At 44.9% G+C, this 18,812-nt stretch carries 20 protein-coding genes; 4 read left to right on the top strand and 16 right to left on the bottom strand.

Going from position 1 to position 18,812, the window contains the following annotated elements; translation table 11 throughout:
* A partial coding sequence (locus V6C27_11875; protein ID MEG6617113.1) for a hypothetical protein occupies nt 1-185 on the top strand: 185 nt, incomplete at its 5' end.
* A 124-nt stretch (nt 186-309) separates the two neighbouring features.
* Here the strand turns inward: V6C27_11875 and V6C27_11870 are convergent.
* The 12 genes from V6C27_11870 to V6C27_11815 all read right to left on the bottom strand — a co-directional run bounded on the left by V6C27_11870 (nt 310) and on the right by V6C27_11815 (nt 12,735).
* On the bottom strand, nt 310-1,182 hold the full coding sequence (locus V6C27_11870) for an alpha/beta hydrolase (protein MEG6617112.1): 873 nt from the start codon (nt 1,180-1,182) through the stop codon (nt 310-312).
* A complete protein-coding gene (locus V6C27_11865; protein MEG6617111.1) occupies nt 1,179-1,601 on the bottom strand; it encodes a PPC domain-containing DNA-binding protein in 423 nt (140 codons plus the stop codon). Before V6C27_11865 ends, V6C27_11870 begins: the two co-directional genes overlap by 4 nt.
* A 100-nt stretch (nt 1,602-1,701) precedes the next feature.
* Nucleotides 1,702-2,274 carry an orotate phosphoribosyltransferase gene (pyrE, locus tag V6C27_11860; protein ID MEG6617110.1) on the bottom strand — a complete coding sequence of 191 codons (573 nt, stop codon included), beginning with the start codon at nt 2,272-2,274 and terminating at the stop codon, nt 1,702-1,704.
* Complete coding sequence (gene pyrF, locus V6C27_11855; protein MEG6617109.1) at nt 2,268-3,002, bottom strand: orotidine-5'-phosphate decarboxylase; 735 nt, start codon at nt 3,000-3,002, stop codon at nt 2,268-2,270. The genes pyrE and pyrF overlap by 7 nt, the downstream gene beginning before the upstream one ends.
* 167 nt (nt 3,003-3,169) lie before the next feature.
* A complete protein-coding gene (locus V6C27_11850) occupies nt 3,170-4,096 on the bottom strand; it encodes a dihydroorotate dehydrogenase (GenBank protein ID MEG6617108.1) in 927 nt (308 codons plus the stop codon).
* The gene (locus V6C27_11845) at nt 4,089-4,874 is read right to left on the bottom strand and encodes a dihydroorotate dehydrogenase electron transfer subunit (GenBank protein MEG6617107.1); all 786 of its coding nucleotides are present in this window, start codon (nt 4,872-4,874) and stop codon (nt 4,089-4,091) included. The genes V6C27_11850 and V6C27_11845 overlap by 8 nt, the downstream gene beginning before the upstream one ends.
* A gap of 15 nt (nt 4,875-4,889) precedes the next feature.
* Entirely contained in the window at nt 4,890-8,108 is a 3,219-nt protein-coding gene (gene carB / locus V6C27_11840) for a carbamoyl-phosphate synthase large subunit (GenBank protein MEG6617106.1), read from the bottom strand.
* A 20-nt stretch (nt 8,109-8,128) separates the two neighbouring features.
* Nucleotides 8,129-9,202 (bottom strand): glutamine-hydrolyzing carbamoyl-phosphate synthase small subunit, encoded by a 1,074-nt coding sequence (gene carA, locus V6C27_11835; GenBank protein ID MEG6617105.1) that lies wholly within the window; start codon nt 9,200-9,202, stop codon nt 8,129-8,131.
* A 65-nt stretch (nt 9,203-9,267) separates the two neighbouring features.
* Entirely contained in the window at nt 9,268-10,557 is a 1,290-nt protein-coding gene (locus V6C27_11830) for a dihydroorotase (GenBank protein MEG6617104.1), read from the bottom strand.
* Nucleotides 10,541-11,479 carry an aspartate carbamoyltransferase catalytic subunit gene (locus V6C27_11825; protein ID MEG6617103.1) on the bottom strand — a complete coding sequence of 313 codons (939 nt, stop codon included), beginning with the start codon at nt 11,477-11,479 and terminating at the stop codon, nt 10,541-10,543. The genes V6C27_11830 and V6C27_11825 overlap by 17 nt, the downstream gene beginning before the upstream one ends.
* 176 nt (nt 11,480-11,655) lie before the next feature.
* The gene (pyrR, locus tag V6C27_11820; GenBank protein MEG6617102.1) at nt 11,656-12,204 is read right to left on the bottom strand and encodes a bifunctional pyr operon transcriptional regulator/uracil phosphoribosyltransferase PyrR; all 549 of its coding nucleotides are present in this window, start codon (nt 12,202-12,204) and stop codon (nt 11,656-11,658) included.
* A 255-nt stretch (nt 12,205-12,459) separates the two neighbouring features.
* Nucleotides 12,460-12,735 carry a YqhV family protein gene (locus V6C27_11815; GenBank protein ID MEG6617101.1) on the bottom strand — a complete coding sequence of 92 codons (276 nt, stop codon included), beginning with the start codon at nt 12,733-12,735 and terminating at the stop codon, nt 12,460-12,462.
* A gap of 123 nt (nt 12,736-12,858) precedes the next feature.
* Between V6C27_11815 and V6C27_11810 the strand changes: the two genes are divergently transcribed.
* From V6C27_11810 to V6C27_11800, 3 genes are all read left to right on the top strand, one after another.
* Complete coding sequence (locus tag V6C27_11810; GenBank protein MEG6617100.1) at nt 12,859-14,286, top strand: MFS transporter; 1,428 nt, start codon at nt 12,859-12,861, stop codon at nt 14,284-14,286.
* Between the two features lie 129 nt (nt 14,287-14,415).
* Entirely contained in the window at nt 14,416-15,219 is an 804-nt protein-coding gene (locus tag V6C27_11805) for a phosphosulfolactate synthase (GenBank protein ID MEG6617099.1), read from the top strand.
* Between the two features lie 180 nt (nt 15,220-15,399).
* Nucleotides 15,400-15,837 carry a DUF441 domain-containing protein gene (locus tag V6C27_11800; protein ID MEG6617098.1) on the top strand — a complete coding sequence of 146 codons (438 nt, stop codon included), beginning with the start codon at nt 15,400-15,402 and terminating at the stop codon, nt 15,835-15,837.
* On the opposite strand, the gene V6C27_11795 is transcribed toward V6C27_11800, so the two are convergent.
* The 4 genes from V6C27_11795 to V6C27_11780 form a co-directional block, all read right to left on the bottom strand.
* Entirely contained in the window at nt 15,821-16,744 is a 924-nt protein-coding gene (locus V6C27_11795) for an RluA family pseudouridine synthase (GenBank protein ID MEG6617097.1), read from the bottom strand. The two genes, V6C27_11800 and V6C27_11795, sit on opposite strands and share 17 nt — an antisense overlap.
* A complete protein-coding gene (lspA, locus tag V6C27_11790; protein MEG6617096.1) occupies nt 16,745-17,173 on the bottom strand; it encodes a signal peptidase II in 429 nt (142 codons plus the stop codon).
* Nucleotides 17,174-17,759: 586 nt separating this feature from the next.
* Nucleotides 17,760-18,437 (bottom strand): TraR/DksA C4-type zinc finger protein, encoded by a 678-nt coding sequence (locus V6C27_11785; GenBank protein MEG6617095.1) that lies wholly within the window; start codon nt 18,435-18,437, stop codon nt 17,760-17,762.
* 29 nt (nt 18,438-18,466) lie between these two features.
* On the bottom strand, nt 18,467-18,763 hold the full coding sequence (locus tag V6C27_11780) for a DUF5665 domain-containing protein (GenBank protein MEG6617094.1): 297 nt from the start codon (nt 18,761-18,763) through the stop codon (nt 18,467-18,469).
* Nucleotides 18,764-18,812: the final 49 nt, after the last annotated feature.

Here is an 18,812-nt window from a genome sequence, read left to right as displayed (position 1 = left end):
CAGTTGTTGCCGCCGCCTCAGCAGCGACGTTTATTAGTTTAACACTGAGCCAACTTTATGTCAACTGGTATTTTTTACTTTTGTTTTCGCTTTCCATGTTGCTGTTTCCGTCCGCCTCATCGGCGGCAGAATTTCATTTTATTACTTTTGCATCTTTGTTGCAAGCAACAATTTTTGGTAAGTAACAAAGTGCCACATTTACTTCGTCACAACTCCTAGCGCGGATTTATATGGTCCAGCACCATTAGTTAGGGCCGGACCATGATTGCATTATTATCGGTGTTGTGTTGGAGTGAAACACTTTTCACTTCACAGCTCGTTTTTACTAGCTAAGAAAGCAGACACGATCCGGATAAACTCTTCTGGTTTCTCCTTTTGAGCCCAGTGTTTGCATCCTTCCATAAGATAAAGTTGTGAACCTTTAATAACTTGATGTGCTTTTTGAGCATGCACAACAGGAACACTGGTATCTTTTGTTCCATGCACTATTAGCGTAGGTACCTTAATCTCTGACAACCTTTCTGCCAAATTTGAACGCAGACCATTCCTTGTAATATCACTTCTTTGGAAAGAAGCAAATGCTTTGCCTGCATTAGGAGCTTTTAGTGCTTGATGTATTTCATCAACAAGCTCATCTGAAAGATTATCGGGATTTCCAAACAAACCATTTAAAAGAGTCCATTTTACAAACCTTCGGCTCTTGGCCGTTAGCCTATAAGATAATTCATTAAATGATGATTGCGTATACCAGTACGACAAAAGATGATAAGGAAGCCTTTTAAAAATTCCGTATGCTCCTACCAAGACAAGTTTCTCAACCTGCAATGGGTGCTTTAAGGTATAAGCAATAGAGATACCACCACCAAGGGACAGACCAATTAGACTTACTTTATTAAAATTTAGAGATTCGATTAATCTTTCCAATATCTCTACATAAAATGTCAGTGAATATTCAACATCATCTGGTTTATCACTTTTACCATATCCGGGCAGGTCTGGAGCAAATACACGATAATGTTCTGATAAAGGTTTAATAATTTCGCGCCAAGATATGTCGGCAGAATCAACACCTGCTCCATGCAAAAGAATAATTGGACTGCCAGACTCCCCTGCTGTATAGCAATTAACATTTATACCATTTAGATTTAACATCATACTTTTTATTTCTGTGTTGATAATCATGAAAACTTAATTAAGTTTAAACCAATTTCCTCTGAAAATTCTCGGTCAACTTCTCCATCTATAATATCAATTATAATTTCCCCAGTGGCACTAATCACTGCTGAATTCAGGTGACCACCGATGATGTTAAATTCTTTATTACCTAATGTGGCGTGGCAGTGAAGATACACCTCACCGTTCATTCTAGATATGTTACCTATTAAACTGGTTATTTCCATGTCACCGGTAAATTCTTGTGAGTGGTAATGTTTAATATCAGTTTCAAATAGCCCAATCACAACTTTATTTACAGCGCCTAGTCCTGTAATAGAACCTAGTTTAATATCGTTTTCGGCGCAAATAGTTTTGATAGACTGGACAACTTCCTCTCCCTTATCTAGCCGAAGCACAATCTTATTACCAAATCTGTTATATTCCATGGTTACAACCTCCGTTTAATAAAATACTGCCTTGTACCAATAAATAAATATAACACGATATTAATAACTGAAACAACCAACAATTCTAAATTTTAGATCATTAACTCCTACTACCGGGTTTCACTGCTGGTGTACCTTGCTGGCACAACGGACAATCCTCTGGGTCATATGTAACCACACTGGTGTTTAACAGTGCTTCTGTGCGTACTCCTAAATCGGCTTTACCACCACTGCGGTTGACCAGTACTGCCACCCCAACCACTTCGCCACCTAGTTTTCTAACCACCTCAATTACTTCTTTAACCGAGCCACCGGTGGTAATTACATCTTCGGCCACCAGCACCCTTTCTCCAGGTTTAATGGCAAAGTTACGGCGCAGTGTCATCACTCCGTCTTCCCGTTCCGCAAACAAACTGCGTACACCCAATTGCCGCGCCAACTCATAGGCCACCAGAATACCGCCCATGGCCGGACCAATAACTGTTTCTACCTTGGCATCACGAAAGCGTTCAGCCAGTTCTTGGCCCAATTCAGCACAATAATAAGGATACTGCAGCACTTGGGCACATTGAAAGTATTGGTCACTATGTTTGCCCGAGGTTAAGCGAAAGTGACCAGTTAACATTGCCTTTGATTCAGTAAATATATCAATAATCCGTTCCTTTGTTAACATGTTGTGCCTCCATCCACTTCAGATATTTCTGCCACAATGGCCTTCGCCGCTGTCACTGGGTCTGTTGCGGCAGTTATCGGACGCCCAATTACCAAATAAGTGGCACCCAACGCCACCGCTTCCTTAGGTGTCATAATTCTTTCTTGGTCGTTCTTTTGGGTTCCCATTGGTCTGATGCCGGGAGTAATAATGACAAAATTGTCTCCGCAGGTTTCTCTGATGGCCTTAATTTCCCAAGGCGAAGCCACCACCCCATGCAAGCCAGCCTGTTGGGCCATCTTAGCCCAGCGTACCACTTGCCCTTGCACTGTGCCTGGAATGTTTAATTGACTGTTTAACGCTATCTGATCCATACTGGTCAGCACCGTCACCGCAATTACCTGGGGCGGTTTAATACCCTGTACCGCCGCTTCATCCTGCACAGCACTGGCTGTGGCCTGTAACATTGCCAAGCCACCGGCTGCATGCACATTGATAATAGCTGCCCCATGTCTAGTTAACACCCGGGCCGCTTTAGCCACTGTGGTGGGAATATCGTGCATTTTTAAATCTAAAAAAACCTTTCCACCCCGTTCATGAATGGCGTGGAGTACCTGAGGACCGACGGCATTATACAGTTCCATGCCCACTTTAAACATGCCCACATGGGGCTGTAGCTGATCTACCAACCGCAGTGCTTTATCTAAGGAATCCACATCCAAGGCGACAATTAATTTCTCTTTACCCATAAATTCCTCCTTATGATGAAATCTAACAAGGATTGTTTAGCCACAGCCAGACACCAGCCTGAGCAGATGCTGTAGGTAAGATAACATTATTCCAACGGCTGGAGTCAGGCACTGGCACACAAGCTTTTCCTCTCAATAATTCAAAATTCATAATTCATAATTCATAATTACTTATGTGCTGCTCCCACTAAATCGCTTATATCATCTATGCCGTTCTCAACTAAATATCTTTCTATACCATCTATTATTTCCAAAGTAGCCCTAGGATTTACGAAATTTGCTGTACCAACCGCCACCGCACTGGCGCCGGCTAAAATAAACTCCAGTGCATCGTCAGCATTACTTATGCCTCCCATGCCGATTATCGGTAACTTTACTGCATTATAAACCTGCCATACCGCCCGCACAGCCACCGGTTTTACCGCTGGGCCTGATAGTCCACCCATTATATTACCTAACACCGGGCGGCGGGTTTTGATGTCAATGGACATGCCTAATAGCGTATTGATCAGCGACAAAGCATCGGCACCGGCAACAGCCACCGCTTCGGCCACTTTGGTAATATCTGTGACATTTGGTGACAGTTTGACAATTACTGGCACATTAGCAGCAGCTTTAACCACTGCCGTCACCTCAGCAGCCATTGTCGGGTCACTGCCAAAGGCCATGCCACCCTTTTTCACGTTGGGACAAGAGATGTTTACCTCTAGCCCAGCAACACCCGCAACAGACAACTTCTCTGCCACCTTGCCATAATCCTCCACGGTATCACCGGAAATATTAACAATTACCGGCACCTGTAGGCTCTTAAAATAGGGCACATAGTGTTCCAGTACATAGTCCACCCCGGGGTTTTGCAAACCAATGGAATTTAAAATACCCGCAGGGGTTTCCACTATCCTAGGGGTAACATTGCCCTGCCGGGGCCTAAGGGTGGTGCCTTTGACCACAATGGCACCTAGACGGTTGATATCAATATAAGGACTGTATTCCTGTCCAAAACCAAAGGTGCCAGAGGCGGTAGTCACCGGATTTTGCATACCGATACCGCCAATATTAACCGCTAACGAAGGCTTATTCCCTAGATTATTCACCCCAGCACACCTCCCCAGCGTTAAATACCGGTCCATCGGCGCAAACCCGTTTATATTCGTTACCAGTTCCCACCTTTATTTTACAACTACAGGCCAAACAGGCGCCAACACCACAACCCATCCGTTCTTCCAATGATACTTCGGTGGCTATATCCTTTTGCTGAGCTATCAATGCCACTGCCTGCATCATTGGTGTCGGGCCACAGGTGTAAATCATATCTGTATCCGGTAAATATTTAGGCAATAGCTCTGTCACTCGACCTTGTACACCTGCACTGCCATCTTCGGTGGCAATCTCGATTGTTACGCCCAGTGCTTTTATTGCTGATATTAACAATAAGTCATCTGCGGTGCGGGCGCCTATAAGCACGGTGGGTTTTACCCCTTTAGCCAACAATTCCTGCAACAGAAAGTATAGCGGGGCAATACCAATGCCGCCAGCCACCAAAATCACCTTACTAGAAGAACTAACAACACTAAACCCTTTGCCCAAAGGTCCAATGACGTTCAACAAATCACCAACTCGTTTGTCAGCCAACAGTCTAGTACCCTCACCAACCACTCGATATAATATCGTCACTGTACCGCTTCGGCGATTAACACTGTTAATTGATATTGGTCGTCTCAAAAGCGGCACACTGTTACCACTGCACTGCACATGGACGAATTGCCCCGGCTGAGCCAGTTGGGCCAGCTGCGGTGCGGTAATTTCCAGCAAGTAATAATTAGTTGCCACCTGCAGTTGTTTCACGATTGTTCCCGTTACTATTAGCGACATTAGACCTATCCCTTCTTATGATCTAGAAAATTCTTGCAACGCCAATATATCTGCTTTAGCTCCTTCTTTAAACTTGCGCAACACTTCAATCATTGCCCAGGTGGTATCCAGCGATGTCAGGCAAGGAATACCGTGTTCCACAGCTGCCCGGCGAATTTTAAAACCATCCCGCTGGGGCGCTTTGCCCCGGGTCATGGTGTTAATGACCAAATTTATTTGAGCAGCTTTGATTAATTGCGCTATATCCGGCGCCTGCTGACCAATTTTGTTCACCTTGGCCACTTTTATATGGTGGTTTAGTAAATAATCAGCTGTGCCTTCGGTGGCACAAATACTATAGCCCTGCTCCAACAGTTCCCTAGCAATGGTCACCGCTTCCGGTTTATCCTTATCTGCCACTGTGATAAGCACCGTACCCCGGGAGGGAAAATTGCTTCCCGAAGCCACCAACGCTTTGTACAGTGCCAGCTTGTAATCGTAATCTACACCCATCACTTCACCGGTGGATTTCATCTCTGGCCCCAGTGAAATATCTACATCCAGCAATTTGGCGAAGGAGAACACCGGTGCTTTTACCCCAATCACCTTGGTTTCAGGCGCTAAGCCACCCCGGTAACCCATATCGGTTAATTTTTGCCCCAACGCACATTTAGTGGCCAGTTTAACCATCGGAATACCGGTAATTTTACTTAAAAAGGGCACCGTACGGCTGGAACGGGGGTTAACCTCCAGTACATACAACTGATCGTTGTGCAGTACATATTGAATGTTGATCATCCCTTTAACCTTCAAGGCTTTGGCCAACTGGGTGGTATAGTCCACAATTAACCGTTGATTGCGAAAACTGATGGTTTGGGGGGGATACACCGCAATGCTATCTCCCGAATGCACTCCGGCCCGCTCCACATGTTCCATTATGCCTGGAATCAACACCGTCTCACCATCACTAATGGCATCAACCTCTAATTCTTTGCCCAGTAAATACTTATCCACCAACACTGGGTGCTCCGGGGTTACCTTCACCGCAGTGGCCATGTAATTTAACAAGTCCTGACGATTATAGACAATTTCCATGGCCCGACCGCCCAGCACATAGGAAGGACGCATCAGTACTGGGAATCCGATTTCGGCGGCTATTTTATCAGCTTCTTCCACCGAAAAGGCAGTGCGCCCCGGTGGCTTAGGAATTTCCAGTTCGGTCAGCAGTTGATCAAAGCGCTCCCGATCTTCAGCGGCATCGATGTCTGCCACCGAAGTGCCAATAATCTTATAACCGGCATCTTCCAACGGCCGGGCCAAGTTAATGGCTGTTTGACCGCCAAACTGCACAATGACACCCTCGGGTTTTTCTTTTTCTAAAATGTTCAGTACATCCCCAGGTAATAGCGGTTCAAAATACAATCGATCAGCGGTATCAAAATCGGTACTGACCGTTTCTGGGTTGTTGTTGATAATTACCGCTTCAATGCCCTCCTCTTGGAGTGCCCACACCGATTGTACAGAGCAATAGTCAAACTCTACCCCTTGACCAATGCGGATTGGTCCTGACCCCAGCACCACCACTTTATTATTGGTCGTTACCACCCCTTCGTCTTCCATTTCATAGGTGGAATAGTAATAGGGGGTGATGGCCTCAAACTCTGCTGCACAGGTATCCACCATTTTATAGGTGGGCAATATCGCCAGTTTGCGGCGCATTTCCCGCAGCTCAACTAAAGTTAAACCCAGCAACTTGGCCAACCGTTCATCAGCAATGCCCATTTGTTTAGCTTGCTTGAGCATGTCCGCCGTTAACCGCTGCTCCCTATAGGCCGCACTGATCTGTTGTTCGTATTGGATAATGTTTTTGATGCAATTTAAGAACCAGTGATCAATTTTTGTTAGCCGATGTAATTCATCCAGTGTTACTCCCCGGCCAATGGATTCGGCTAAAGCAAATAACCTTTCGTCATCGGAGGCTAATACTTTTTCTCTCAGTTGCTCAGATGTCAGTGACTTTAGCACCGGCAATTCCAAACTATCCAACCCAATTTCCAACGAACGCACTGCCTTTAACAATGCCGCCTCAAAGGTACGACCAATGGACATCACTTCACCGGTGGCCTTCATTTGAGTGCCTAATCGACGGTCAGCCATGGTAAACTTATCAAAGGGCCAACGGGGAAATTTAACCACCACATAGTCAAGGGCTGGTTCAAAACAGGCGTAGGTTTTATCAGTAACTGCATTTCTAATTTCATCCAGCCGTAAACCAATGGCGATTTTAGCAGCCACTTTAGCGATTGGGTAGCCGGTGGCCTTTGATGCCAATGCCGAAGAACGACTAACCCTGGGGTTTACCTCAATAACATAGTATTGAAAACTGTTAGGGTCCAAGGCAAACTGTACGTTACAGCCCCCTTCTATCTTCAGCGCTCTAATTATTTTTATAGACGCACTTCGCAGCATTTGGTGCTCATGGTCACTCAGTGTTTGAGAAGGAGCCACCACAATGCTGTCTCCGGTATGCACACCCACAGGATCAAAGTTTTCCATGTTACAAACAGTAATGCAGTTGTCAGCCCCATCTCGAATTACTTCATACTCAATTTCCTTCCATCCTGAAACGCTACGCTCTATTAAAACTTGGCCAATCAAGCTATATTTTAATCCCTTAATGGTGGTGGCCTTCAGTTCTTCTTCGTTATTAACCATGCCGCCACCGGTTCCCCCTAATGTGTAGGCCGGGCGCACAATTAATGGGAACCCAACTTTGCTGGCAAATTCTTTGGCCTCTTCTAAGGATTCCACAATGGCACTTTCCGGCACCGGTTCATTTAGCTCTGCCATCATGGCTTTAAACATTTCTCGATCTTCGGCCTTTTTAATGGCGGTTAACTGGGTACCCAACAGCTTAACACCAGTGCGATCCAGCACACCGGCTTCAGCTAATTGCATAGCCATATTCAATCCCACCTGACCACCCAACGTGGGCAGTAAACCATCGGGTTTTTCTTGCTCAATTATTCTAGTGATGAACTCAGCAGTTATCGGTTCAATGTATACTCGGTCCGCCATATGAACATCAGTCATAATTGTGGCTGGGTTAGAGTTTACCAGCACCACCTCTAGGCCCTCTTCTTTCAATGCCCTACAGGCTTGGGTGCCCGCATAATCAAATTCCGCAGCCTGTCCGATAACAATTGGCCCGGATCCAATTACTAACACTTTTTTAATATCGCTACGACGTGGCATCAAAGCCCTCCCTTTCTGAATTACTGATTATTATTCATTAGTTCGATAAACTGATCAAATAGGTAAGCTGAATCCTCTGGCCCTGGAGCAGCCTCGGGATGATATTGAACTGAAAACATTGGCAGCGTTTTATGTCTTAAACCCTCCACCGTGTCGTCATTTAGGTTGATATGAGAAATTTCCACATCTGCCGGCAAACTGTCAGTCTCTATGGCAAAGCTGTGGTTTTGAGAAGTAATGTAAACCCGCCCGGTTCGCAAATCCTTCACCGGATGGTTAGCGCCCCGATGGCCAAACTTAAGTTTGTAAGTTTTGCCACCCAGCGCCAATCCCAGCACCTGATGGCCAAGGCAGATGCCAAACATCGGCATCTTGCCGATTAGTTGTTTAACTGTGGCCACTGCACCGGGCACATCCATCGGGTCCCCCGGTCCATTTGATAACATCAAGCCGGCTGGCTTTATTGCCAGTATTTCTTCGGCACTGATGGTGGGGGGCAACACCACCACTTCGCAGTCTCGGTCATTTAAGCGACGCACAATATTCTGTTTCGCACCAAAATCAATTAATGCCACTTTGTGACCGGTCCCCGGCACAATGTACTGCTCTTTGGTGGCCACCGTGGGCACCAGTTGCTGGCCAGTTAGTTGCGGTACTGTCTTTGCCCGCTCCACCAACACCGCTGGGTCTGTTTCTTCGGTACTGATAATGGCCCGCATAGTTCCATAATTTCTGATAGTCCTCGTCAACGCTCGGGTGTCAATGCCAGATATGCCCACAACCCCTTCCCGGGCTAAAAATTCACCGACTTGATTGCTGGACCGCCAGTTACTGGGTTTATCACATTCCTCCCGCACCACAAAGCCACGGACGTAGGATCTTTTTGCTTCAAAATCATCTTTATTGATACCATAGTTGCCAATTAACGGGTAGGTCATCACCACTATTTGGCCGCAATAGGAAGGATCTGTTAATACTTCTTGATAACCGGTCATGCCGGTGTTAAATACCACCTCACCCCAACGCTCACCAGTGGCACCAAAGGCTTTGCCTTTAAATATCGAACCATTTTCTAATGCTAATAGCGCTTGCATATTTTAAGACCTCCGTTTGTTTATACACATTTTTTAATAATTATACATAAAAATTATGCTCTACGCTAGATAGTTAATCGTCTATCCTTCATCACAATTTTTCCGTTAACCATCGTTACTACCGGAAGTCCTTTTAGCACTCTACCAACAAAGGGACTATTTTTACTTTTGCTGGCGAACCCTGTGGGATCAACTTTTTCTTTGCGCTCTGGATCAATAATAGTAATATCCGCCCTTTCACCCACCGCTAATTTACCGCCGGGCACTGCCAACACTGCCGCTGGCATACAGCTTAGCTTAGCAATGGCTTGGGCCGCTGTCAGTACTCCCGGAGCCACCAATTCAGTGAACACCAGCCCCACAGCGGTTTCTAACCCCACCAGACCGAAGGGAGCGTATTGGTATTCCACCGCCTTTTCTTCGGCAGTATGGGGCGCATGATCAGTGGCAATGACATCTATGGTGCCGTCAGCCAAACCTTCTTTAACCGCCGCCACATCCGCTGCTGTCCGTAAGGGTGGATTTACTTTGGTGGCGGTGTTGTAGCCCACCACATCGGCATCGGTTAGGGTAAAATGATGTGGTGTCACTTCACAGGTGACCTTCACTCCTCTGCGTTTCGCCTGCCGCACCAGTTCAACCGAACCAGCAGTACTGATATGGGCCAAGTGCAACCGGCAGCCAGTGTTTTCCGCCAGCAAAATATCTCTGGCCACCATCACTTCCTCCGCTGCCGCCGGAATACCCTTGAGTCCCAGCACCGTGCTGTAGTAACCTTCATGCATTGCCCCTTCCGCTGCCAACGATTTGTCCTCACTGTGGGATATCACAGGCAATCCTAACATGTGGGCGTATTGCATACCCCGGCGCATTACCCCAGAGTCGCTAACCGGTTGCCCATCATCGGATAGTGCAATGGCTCCGGCTTCCTTCAAATCGCCCATCTCAGTGATTTCTGCCCCTTTAGAGCCTTTGGTAATGGCGGCAATGGGATAAACCTTCACTACCCCCTCCGCCCGAACAAGTTCTAAAATGGACCGCACCACCGCAGCATTATCGACAATTGGGTTGGTATTGGGCATGCAGGCCACCGCCGTAAAGCCACCCATTGCCGCCGCCCTAGTGCCGGTGGCAATAGTTTCTTTGGCTTCAAATCCCGGTTCCCGCAAATGCACATGCATATCAATTAACCCCGGACAAACCAGTTTATCCGCTGCCTCAATAACCTCCGCCCCGTTAATTGGTAATTGTTCACTGATGGCGGTAATGACACCATCATTTATTAGCACATCGGCCTTCTCTATGGTTAACTTTTCTGTATTAACTAGATTGCCGCCCTTAATTAGAAGTTGCAACGGCTTCACCCCCCGTCAGTAAATACAACAGCGCCATCCGTACCGCCACTCCATTGGTTACCTGTTCATTTATTACCGATTGACTGCAGTCTGCCACATCATCAGCAATTTCCACGCCCCGATTCATCGGCCCAGGGTGCATAACGATGGCATCCGCTTTAGCCAACTTTAACCGTTCTTGGTTAATACCATACAACTGAGCATATTCCCGCAGGCTAGGAAAAAGTCCCTGCTTTTGCCGTTCCAATTGAATACGCAATACATTAATTACATCCACATCTGCTAAGGCTTCTTCCACCCTTGTGTAAACCTTTACTCCCATCTTTTCCATCTCCGGTGGCAACAGTGTGGCCGGTCCCGCCACCCGTACCTCCGCCCCCAATTTAGTTAATCCCCAAATATTTGAGCGAACCACCCGACTGTGCAAAATATCGCCAATGATGGCCACCTTCAAGCCTGCAAAGGAACCTTTATATTCCAACATAGTGAACATATCCAACAGCCCTTGGGTAGGGTGCTCGTGCATGCCATCGCCAGCATTAATCACCGAGCAATTAACATAGTTAGTGAGCAATTCCGCTGCCCCAGATGCCGGGTGTCTCAGCACCACCACATCGGCTCCCATGGCTTCTATCGTCAATGCAGTGTCTGATAATGACTCTCCCTTTTGCACACTACTATTAGAAGCACTGACACCCACGGTATCAGCACTCAAATACTTAGCGGCCAAATCAAAGGATGTGCGAGTTCTGGTACTGTTTTCATAAAACACCGTCACCACAGTACGCCCCCTGAGGGTGGGTACTTTTTTAATTTTTCTTTTAATAATGCCTTTCATTGCTTTAGCAGTATCCAGGATTGCTAAAATGTCGTCAGCTGATGCATGCTGTAGCCCTAACATGTGTTTACTCTGTAAGCCCAAATCTAACCCACCTTTCGGAGCTGAGCCCCTCGTCAATTATTTACCAAAATTTATACTTATTCTTGATATAAAAAAACCTCGGCCCAGTTGCCTGGGTCGAGGTCAGCAAAAAAAGAACCATAAACTCAGTCCTTCCTTTGCTGACCTCACGGGGTCAATTTAAAAGGAAAACAGACTTAATCTGGCTGTTCCAAAATTATTACTCCATCTTCGTTATCAATTTCTTTTAACATTACCGATACCACCTCTTTAAGGGAGGTTGGCACATTTTTACCGACATAATCAGCCCTGATGGGCAATTCCCGATGGCCACGGTCCACCATCACCATCAACTGAATGGCTTTGGGACGTCCCAAATCGATAATGGCATCCAAGGCTGCCCTGGCAGTGCGTCCGGTATAAAGCACATCATCCACCAACACAACTACCTTTCCAGCCACAGGAAAATCCACCTTCGTTTGATGCACCAGCGGCTGTTGAGCCAACGTGGTCAAGTCATCTCGGTAAAGAGTGATATCCAGAATGCCCACCGGCACCTCTGTACCTTCAATATCCTTGATCCGCTCAGCCAGCCTTTCAGCCAGCGGTACCCCACGTCTACGAATGCCTACTAAAGCTACGTTGTCCACGCCTTTATTCCGTTCAATAATTTCGTGAGCGATACGAGTCAAAGCCCGGCGCATCCCATTATCATCTAATATCTGCGCTTTCTTTTTACCATCGATCAACCAAGTCACCCCCCCACGATACACAAAAACCTATTACCGACACCGGTAATAGGCATAGTTTGACCAAATTAGGCTTTGCTATGTTCCTTACCGGCCTCTCAGGACCGAATTAAAGGTGTTTTCCACTGTTTACAGTTTATAGTATTACTATAGTTGGAGTCAAGAACATTTTAAAAGCAATTATTGAAGAGCAATTATGAATTAGAAACTAACCATTCAAAATTCATAATTCAGAATTCAAAATTGGTTGAATTAGTTTCTGCTCACCCCCACAAAAATTAGTGTCACCCCGGCAACTATAAACAGCATTTTACTAACTGGAATTTTGCCGGCCAAACCAATTATTCCCAGTGAAGTAACAATGATCATTATTGTGGGTCCAATCAAAGCTAAGACCGCGTTTATTTTTAAAGCAGTTTCTACTCGATTAAATTTTAGCATTAGCAACGCCGCCGAAAATTCAATCATTGATGATAAAAACCTCATTGCAGCCATACTAAATATAATTTTATCAAAAACATGGAACAATACCGCATCCTCCTTTTTCAAAAATTACCTACTCAATTTAATATGCTGCCAGTCCATTTAAAATGAATACCTTATTAATACCGTGGAAAAATAGGTAGGTGAATATTGAAAGGAAGGTGCGGTATGAAAGTATCAAAATTTGCCTTGCCCGCATTGGCTGGCGTTCCATTAATCATGGTTTTGGGTAATTCTTTACTTATACCTGTGCTTCCGGCAATAGAAAATGCCTTAAATATAACCAAAGTACAGGCCAGTTTGTTAATTACGTTATTTTCCATACCAGCAGGAATAGTAATTCCGCTGGCTGGTTTTTTGTCTGACCGTTTTGGCCGCAAAAAAGTAATTATTCCAGCGTTAATACTGTATGGTCTCGGTGGCGTTATAGCAGGGTTGGCAGCCATTTTTTTAAAAGGGAATGCTTATACAGTGATTCTTGTTGGCCGTGTAATCCAAGGCATCGGTGCCGCAGGTACTGCACCGATAGCTATGGCGTTGTGTGGCGACCTTTGGCGAGGCAAAGAGCGGGCCAAATCTTTAGGCGTTATTGAAGCTTCCAACGGTATGGGTAAAGTGATCAGTCCTATACTTGGTGCACTGATTGGAACAATTTTTTGGTATGGCGCTTTTATTTTTTTTCCAGCAGTGGTTATTCCTGTAGTGCTTGGCATGTGGTTCTTGGTTAAAGAACCTAAACAGCAAAAGGAACCACCACGTTTTAAAAAATATGTCAGTTCAATTAAAACTATCTTTAAAAATAAAGCTCCCCTATTATTATCTTGTTTTTTGGCCGGTGCTACAGCATTATCCATTATTTTTGGTGTCTTATTCTTCTTATCGGACTACCTAGAAAGAGAATTAAAAATGGATGGGGTCATCAAAGGGGCCGCATTGGCTATTCCGGTACTGTTTATGAGTACCACATCCTACTTAACGGGTATGTTTATTAACAAGCGCGTAAAATTGATGAAAACTTTAGTGGTAGCCGGTTTAGTTATCATTGCCATTTCTATGGGCCTATTACCACTGTTTGAAAATATTTATCTTTTCTTTGCCCTCATCTCGTTGGCAGGCATTGGCACCGGCTTGGTATTACCCTGCTTAAATATGCTAATTACCAGTTCCACCGCCACTGATCAACGGGGCATGGTCACTTCCCTTTATGGTAGCGTCCGATTCTTTGGTGTGGCCTTTGGCCCACCAATCTTTGGCTGGCTGATGGATATCGGCAGATCTGTGATGTTTTGGAGCGCCACCGGATTGGCAGTGGTTGCTGCTCTGCTGGCTTTTTTCTTTATTAAAGTTACTGCCATTCAAGAGGCAGCAAAGGAAAAACCCAGTGGTAAACCGCAGGAAACAAAAAGGGAAAAGATTAACCCACCGCAATCAACATCAGATCAAAAGGACAATGAAGCCGCAGGCGGGTTACTAGTCTATGTTTCACCCAAAGGCAATACCACCATTGTTTCTCCAATAGTTAACCCAGCCAAGAAACCCTTGCCCAACCAACAACTGGAGGAAGAGGTAATAAATGGGCAGCCCAATAACCAGTAACCGATAACGGTTGTTGCGAATACACTACTGCTAGAGGAATTAATCACAATCACGGGTTTTAATTCAGGAGGTGCCAGAAGTCACCTGTAGTAATACAGGTGATTTTAACCCGTGAAAGGAGCTGTGAAAATGACCGAAAGTTGGGGTAACAACACATGGATGGGTTTTTTAAAATTCCCCCTCGGAGATCGTAATAGCAAACCTAGAAGAAACGGTCTGACGATGATAATTGACAAAGGACTAGGATTAGGTGAAACCAGAGACTTGCTTAACTTAGGTAGTGCTTATATCGATTTTGTTAAGCTGGGTTTTGGCACCTCAGCACTGTACGATAGTGACTTGTTGGAAGAAAAAATTAATTTAGTGCGCTCTTACAACGTAGACATCTACCCAGGCGGCACCTTTTTGGAAGTGGCAATTCTACAAAATAAATTGGATCAATATTTAACCACTGTCAAAAAACTAGGATTTTCCGGTGTAGAAATTTCAGATGGTACCGTCATACTGGAGGATGAGGTTAGGGCTAAGGCCATTAACAAAGCAGCGGAAATGGACCTATACGTGCTAACAGAAGTGGGCAAAAAAGATCCCCATACCCGTACACCACTTAGTCATTTAATTCAACAAGTAATGTCAGATATCAATTACGGTGCTCAAAATGTAATTGTCGAAGGCCGTGAATCCGGAAAAGGAGTTGGCCTTTATGATTCTACGGGCAAAATGATTGTTACTGAAATGGAAGAACTGGTGGCAGCACTTCCGGATCCATCGGTTCTAATTTGGGAGGCTCCAATTAAGGATCAACAACAAGAGTTGATTCTACGCTTTGGTCCCAATGTAAATTTGGGCAACATTAATGCCCATGAAGTATTAGCGTTAGAAGCACTACGGGTGGGCCTACGGGCAGACACGTTGATTTCCGTCTGTAGATAGCCACCAAACCGGTTGCCGGCAACCGATAACAAACCGCCATGGCCAGGCGGTTTGTTGCGTTTAATAGAGTAATGTTGTAATTTGTCTAGTTATATTTTTTAGTTATGTAACAGTGATACAATTGCATATAGTTTAGACAAACACATTTGGGAGAGGCGAAGTTACTTGAGAGGTGAAATCATGTTGGTGGCACTATTATTGATTGGCATTATCTCCCGCTCAAACCTTATTGCCACCGCAGCTTGTGTGTTACTAATTTTTAAACTCTCTAATATAAATTTTATATTCCCGCTCTTGGAGAAAAGAGGGCTGGAGTTAGGTTTGCTTTTTTTATTGCTTTCTATTTTAGTGCCCATGGCCACAGGCAAAGTTACCGAGAAAGATTTAATATATAACCTAACTTCACTGCCAGGAATTATGGCCATCATTGGCGGTGCATTAGCCACCCACTTAAACCAACACGGGCTAAAGCTGCTACAAATTGATCCGGAAATAATTTTTGGGTTAGTGTTGGGCTCAATTATTGGCATTGTATTCTTTAATGGACAACCAGTCGGTCCATTGATGGCCGCCGGTGTAGCGGCCTTATTTCTAGAAGTATTCAGTTACTTCCGTTAGCCAATTGACGTAGCACCGCTCGAAAATCATCCGGCAGTGGGGCCCGAAACTCTAAATACTCACCGGTAACTGGATGTGTAAATCCTAAAACCGCAGCATGTAAAAGCTGACCGTTCAGTTTAAACTGCTTAACATTGCCGCCATATTTAGCATCACCCACAACTGGGTGTTTAATGTAGGCCATATGCACCCTAATCTGATGGGTACGCCCAGTCTCTAAACGGCATTCCACCTGAGTGTACTGGCCATAACGGTTAGTTACGGTATAATGGGTAATCGCTGGTTTTGAATTTTTATCAATCACTGCCATCTTCTGCCTATCCTTAGGGTCCCGGCCAATGGGTGCATCAATGGTACCACTATCTATTTTGATGTTGCCCATCACCAAGGCTGAATATCGCCGGGTAACTGTGTGATCCTTTAATTGTTTAGCTAAGTTCAAATGGGCAGCATCATTTTTAGCCACCATCAATAACCCGGTGGTGTCTTTATCAATGCGGTGTACAATGCCCGGCCGCAATATGCCATTAATACCGGACAAGTCCTGACAGTGATATAAAAGTGCGTTTACCAGCGTTCCCGAATAATTTCCTTCGGCGGGATGTACCACCATTCCTCGGGGCTTATTGACCACAATTACATCAGCATCTTGGTAACAAATATCCAGGGGAATATTTTCTGGTTCTACAGTAAGTTCAACGGGGTCTGGTTGTTGTAAAATAATTTCATCCCCCGTCTGCACTTTATAACTGGCCTTTTGCTTATGGTTATTAACGGTCACCTGTCCGTCTGCCAACAATTTTTGAATATACGAGCGAGTGAAATTGTCCAATTCTTGGGACAAATATTTATCTAATCGCAGACCGGCATCTGTGGCTTCAACATCAAGCCTGTGAATAATCGACATTTATTTTAATTCCCCCTTCAACATCTGCCAAATCACCAGTGCTACTCCCATTACAATGGCAGTATCAGCCAGATTAAATATTGGCCAAACACGAAAATCCAAAAAGTCGACCACTTTTCCATACCTCAATCGATCAATTAGATTGCCCAAGGCGCCACCGGCAATCATCCCTAATGCCAACTGCACCAATAGACCTTCGCGACGGATATGTTTGTAAAATACCATCATCCCAATAATTATTGCCACCGTTATGACAATAAAAAAAGTAGTTTGATTTGCCAACATACCAAAGGCAGCACCGGGATTTAATATATATGTGAGGTGAAAAATATTTTCCACCACTGGAATTGATTGATTTAGCTCCATGCTACTTTGAACAATATGCTTTGATAGCAAGTCAATAAACAAAACAGCAACAGCAATTAACATTAACGGCACAGCATTACCCCCAAAATACTAAATATTAACAAACAATACTATAGCATATTTGCCATCAAATACAAAGGTAATGAGGCTGTTGCCAAAAGCAAATAAGGGGCAGGTTTTCACGCCTGCCCCCGAAGCAACTAAACGAAATCCAGGTGTCTTTTGCCTTTGCTTTTTAGATAAAAGGTTAATTGAAAAACTCTGCACCTGCTGCGGTAGCGAACGACATCTAGTGGCGCAGCGAACCGAAGTTAGCGAAGGAGGTTGTCGGAGGCAGGGTGGCGCATAGGACGTGCGCCACCGGCAACTGAGCCATGGACGGCGAATTTGCCGGGTACGCTGCCGGAGACAGCCGGATGAGCTTAGTTCGGTCTGCGAAACTATCCCCAAAGTGAGCGGTGCAGCAGGTGCCGGGTTTACCGTAACCTTTATCTCAACAGGTAAACAAAAATCAAACCAGGCAAAAGACACCGGCTGAGAACGAACAAGTTGCTTAGGCTACACCAGCCTGGGCAATATTTTTTATTTGTGATAATGCAAATGTTACGTTTTGGTGGGCTCAATGAATTGGGCCTAACGTAATGAATGTTTAATATTCATTGGGATCAGAACCGTAGTTGTCTACTGATTTAAAACTTTGGTAGATAATACCATCCTCTACATCATAGGGAATATTGTCCACCTCTTCCACTCCGTTTTGCACCTGATGTTGGTCACCTTCAGGATCTATGCTATCGATCTCATATTCGGGATCTGTTTCGTAACTAAGGCTATGGCGGGCAATGTCCTGCCAGGTATCCTCACCGTCATAAAAATTTTTATCGGTATTATCATTAAAACTGCGTTCAAAGGGATGCATCAATACGTCCTCTTCCACCGGTCGAGGGTGACGGTTGGGTATCTCGGTGTCTGCTTGTTTGCAGTCTAGACAAATGGTGGTGTAGGGTACTGCTTCCAATCTTTCATAGGGTATTTCTTTACCACACACTTCACACCTGCCATAGCTTCCCTGCTCCATCGCCTGTAGGGCATGGTTAATGGCTTCCACCACTATATTGGCTTTCTCCTTTAGAGCAAAGTCTTTACTGCGTTCAAACATTTCAGAGGCCACATCCGCCGGGTGGTTATCGATGGTGGACAATTCACCAAAAGATGTGTCCATCGATTCGCCTAAACCACCTTCATTTATGGCTCTAATCCGTTGCAGTTGGTTTTGTTTTTCTGTCAACATCTGTTGTTTTAAATATTCCATCTGCGCCTGTTGCACAGTTCCACCTCCGCTATCTAAATATGTGTTTAGTATGTACCAAGGCGTATCTGAACTATTTCTACTAATTGGGCGATAAAGTTTCCTATTACCGGTAAAGTCACCAATGATTTCAAGATATAAATTACCAGCGCACCTAAAACCGCAAATCCAACACCTATACCAAGGCCTCGGGAGACACCACTGGTAAAGTTAACCCATAATAATTTCCAAGGACTTTCTAGCAGGTGAACATATTCGGCCAGTTTCATTTTTTCAATATTAGTGGCCAATTCGCCCACGCGTTTTTCCAATGCTTTTATGCTTTCATTGGTTACTTCAGACATTGTTAATCACCTGCTTTTGATCAAAATATATATGTTAATTTTCCCTAGT

This window comes from Peptococcaceae bacterium 1198_IL3148, from assembly GCA_036763105.1.
In the GTDB taxonomy this organism is placed as follows: domain Bacteria; phylum Bacillota; class Desulfotomaculia; order Desulfotomaculales; family Desulfohalotomaculaceae; genus JBAIYS01.
This window is presented reverse-complemented; position numbering and strand designations above follow the sequence as displayed.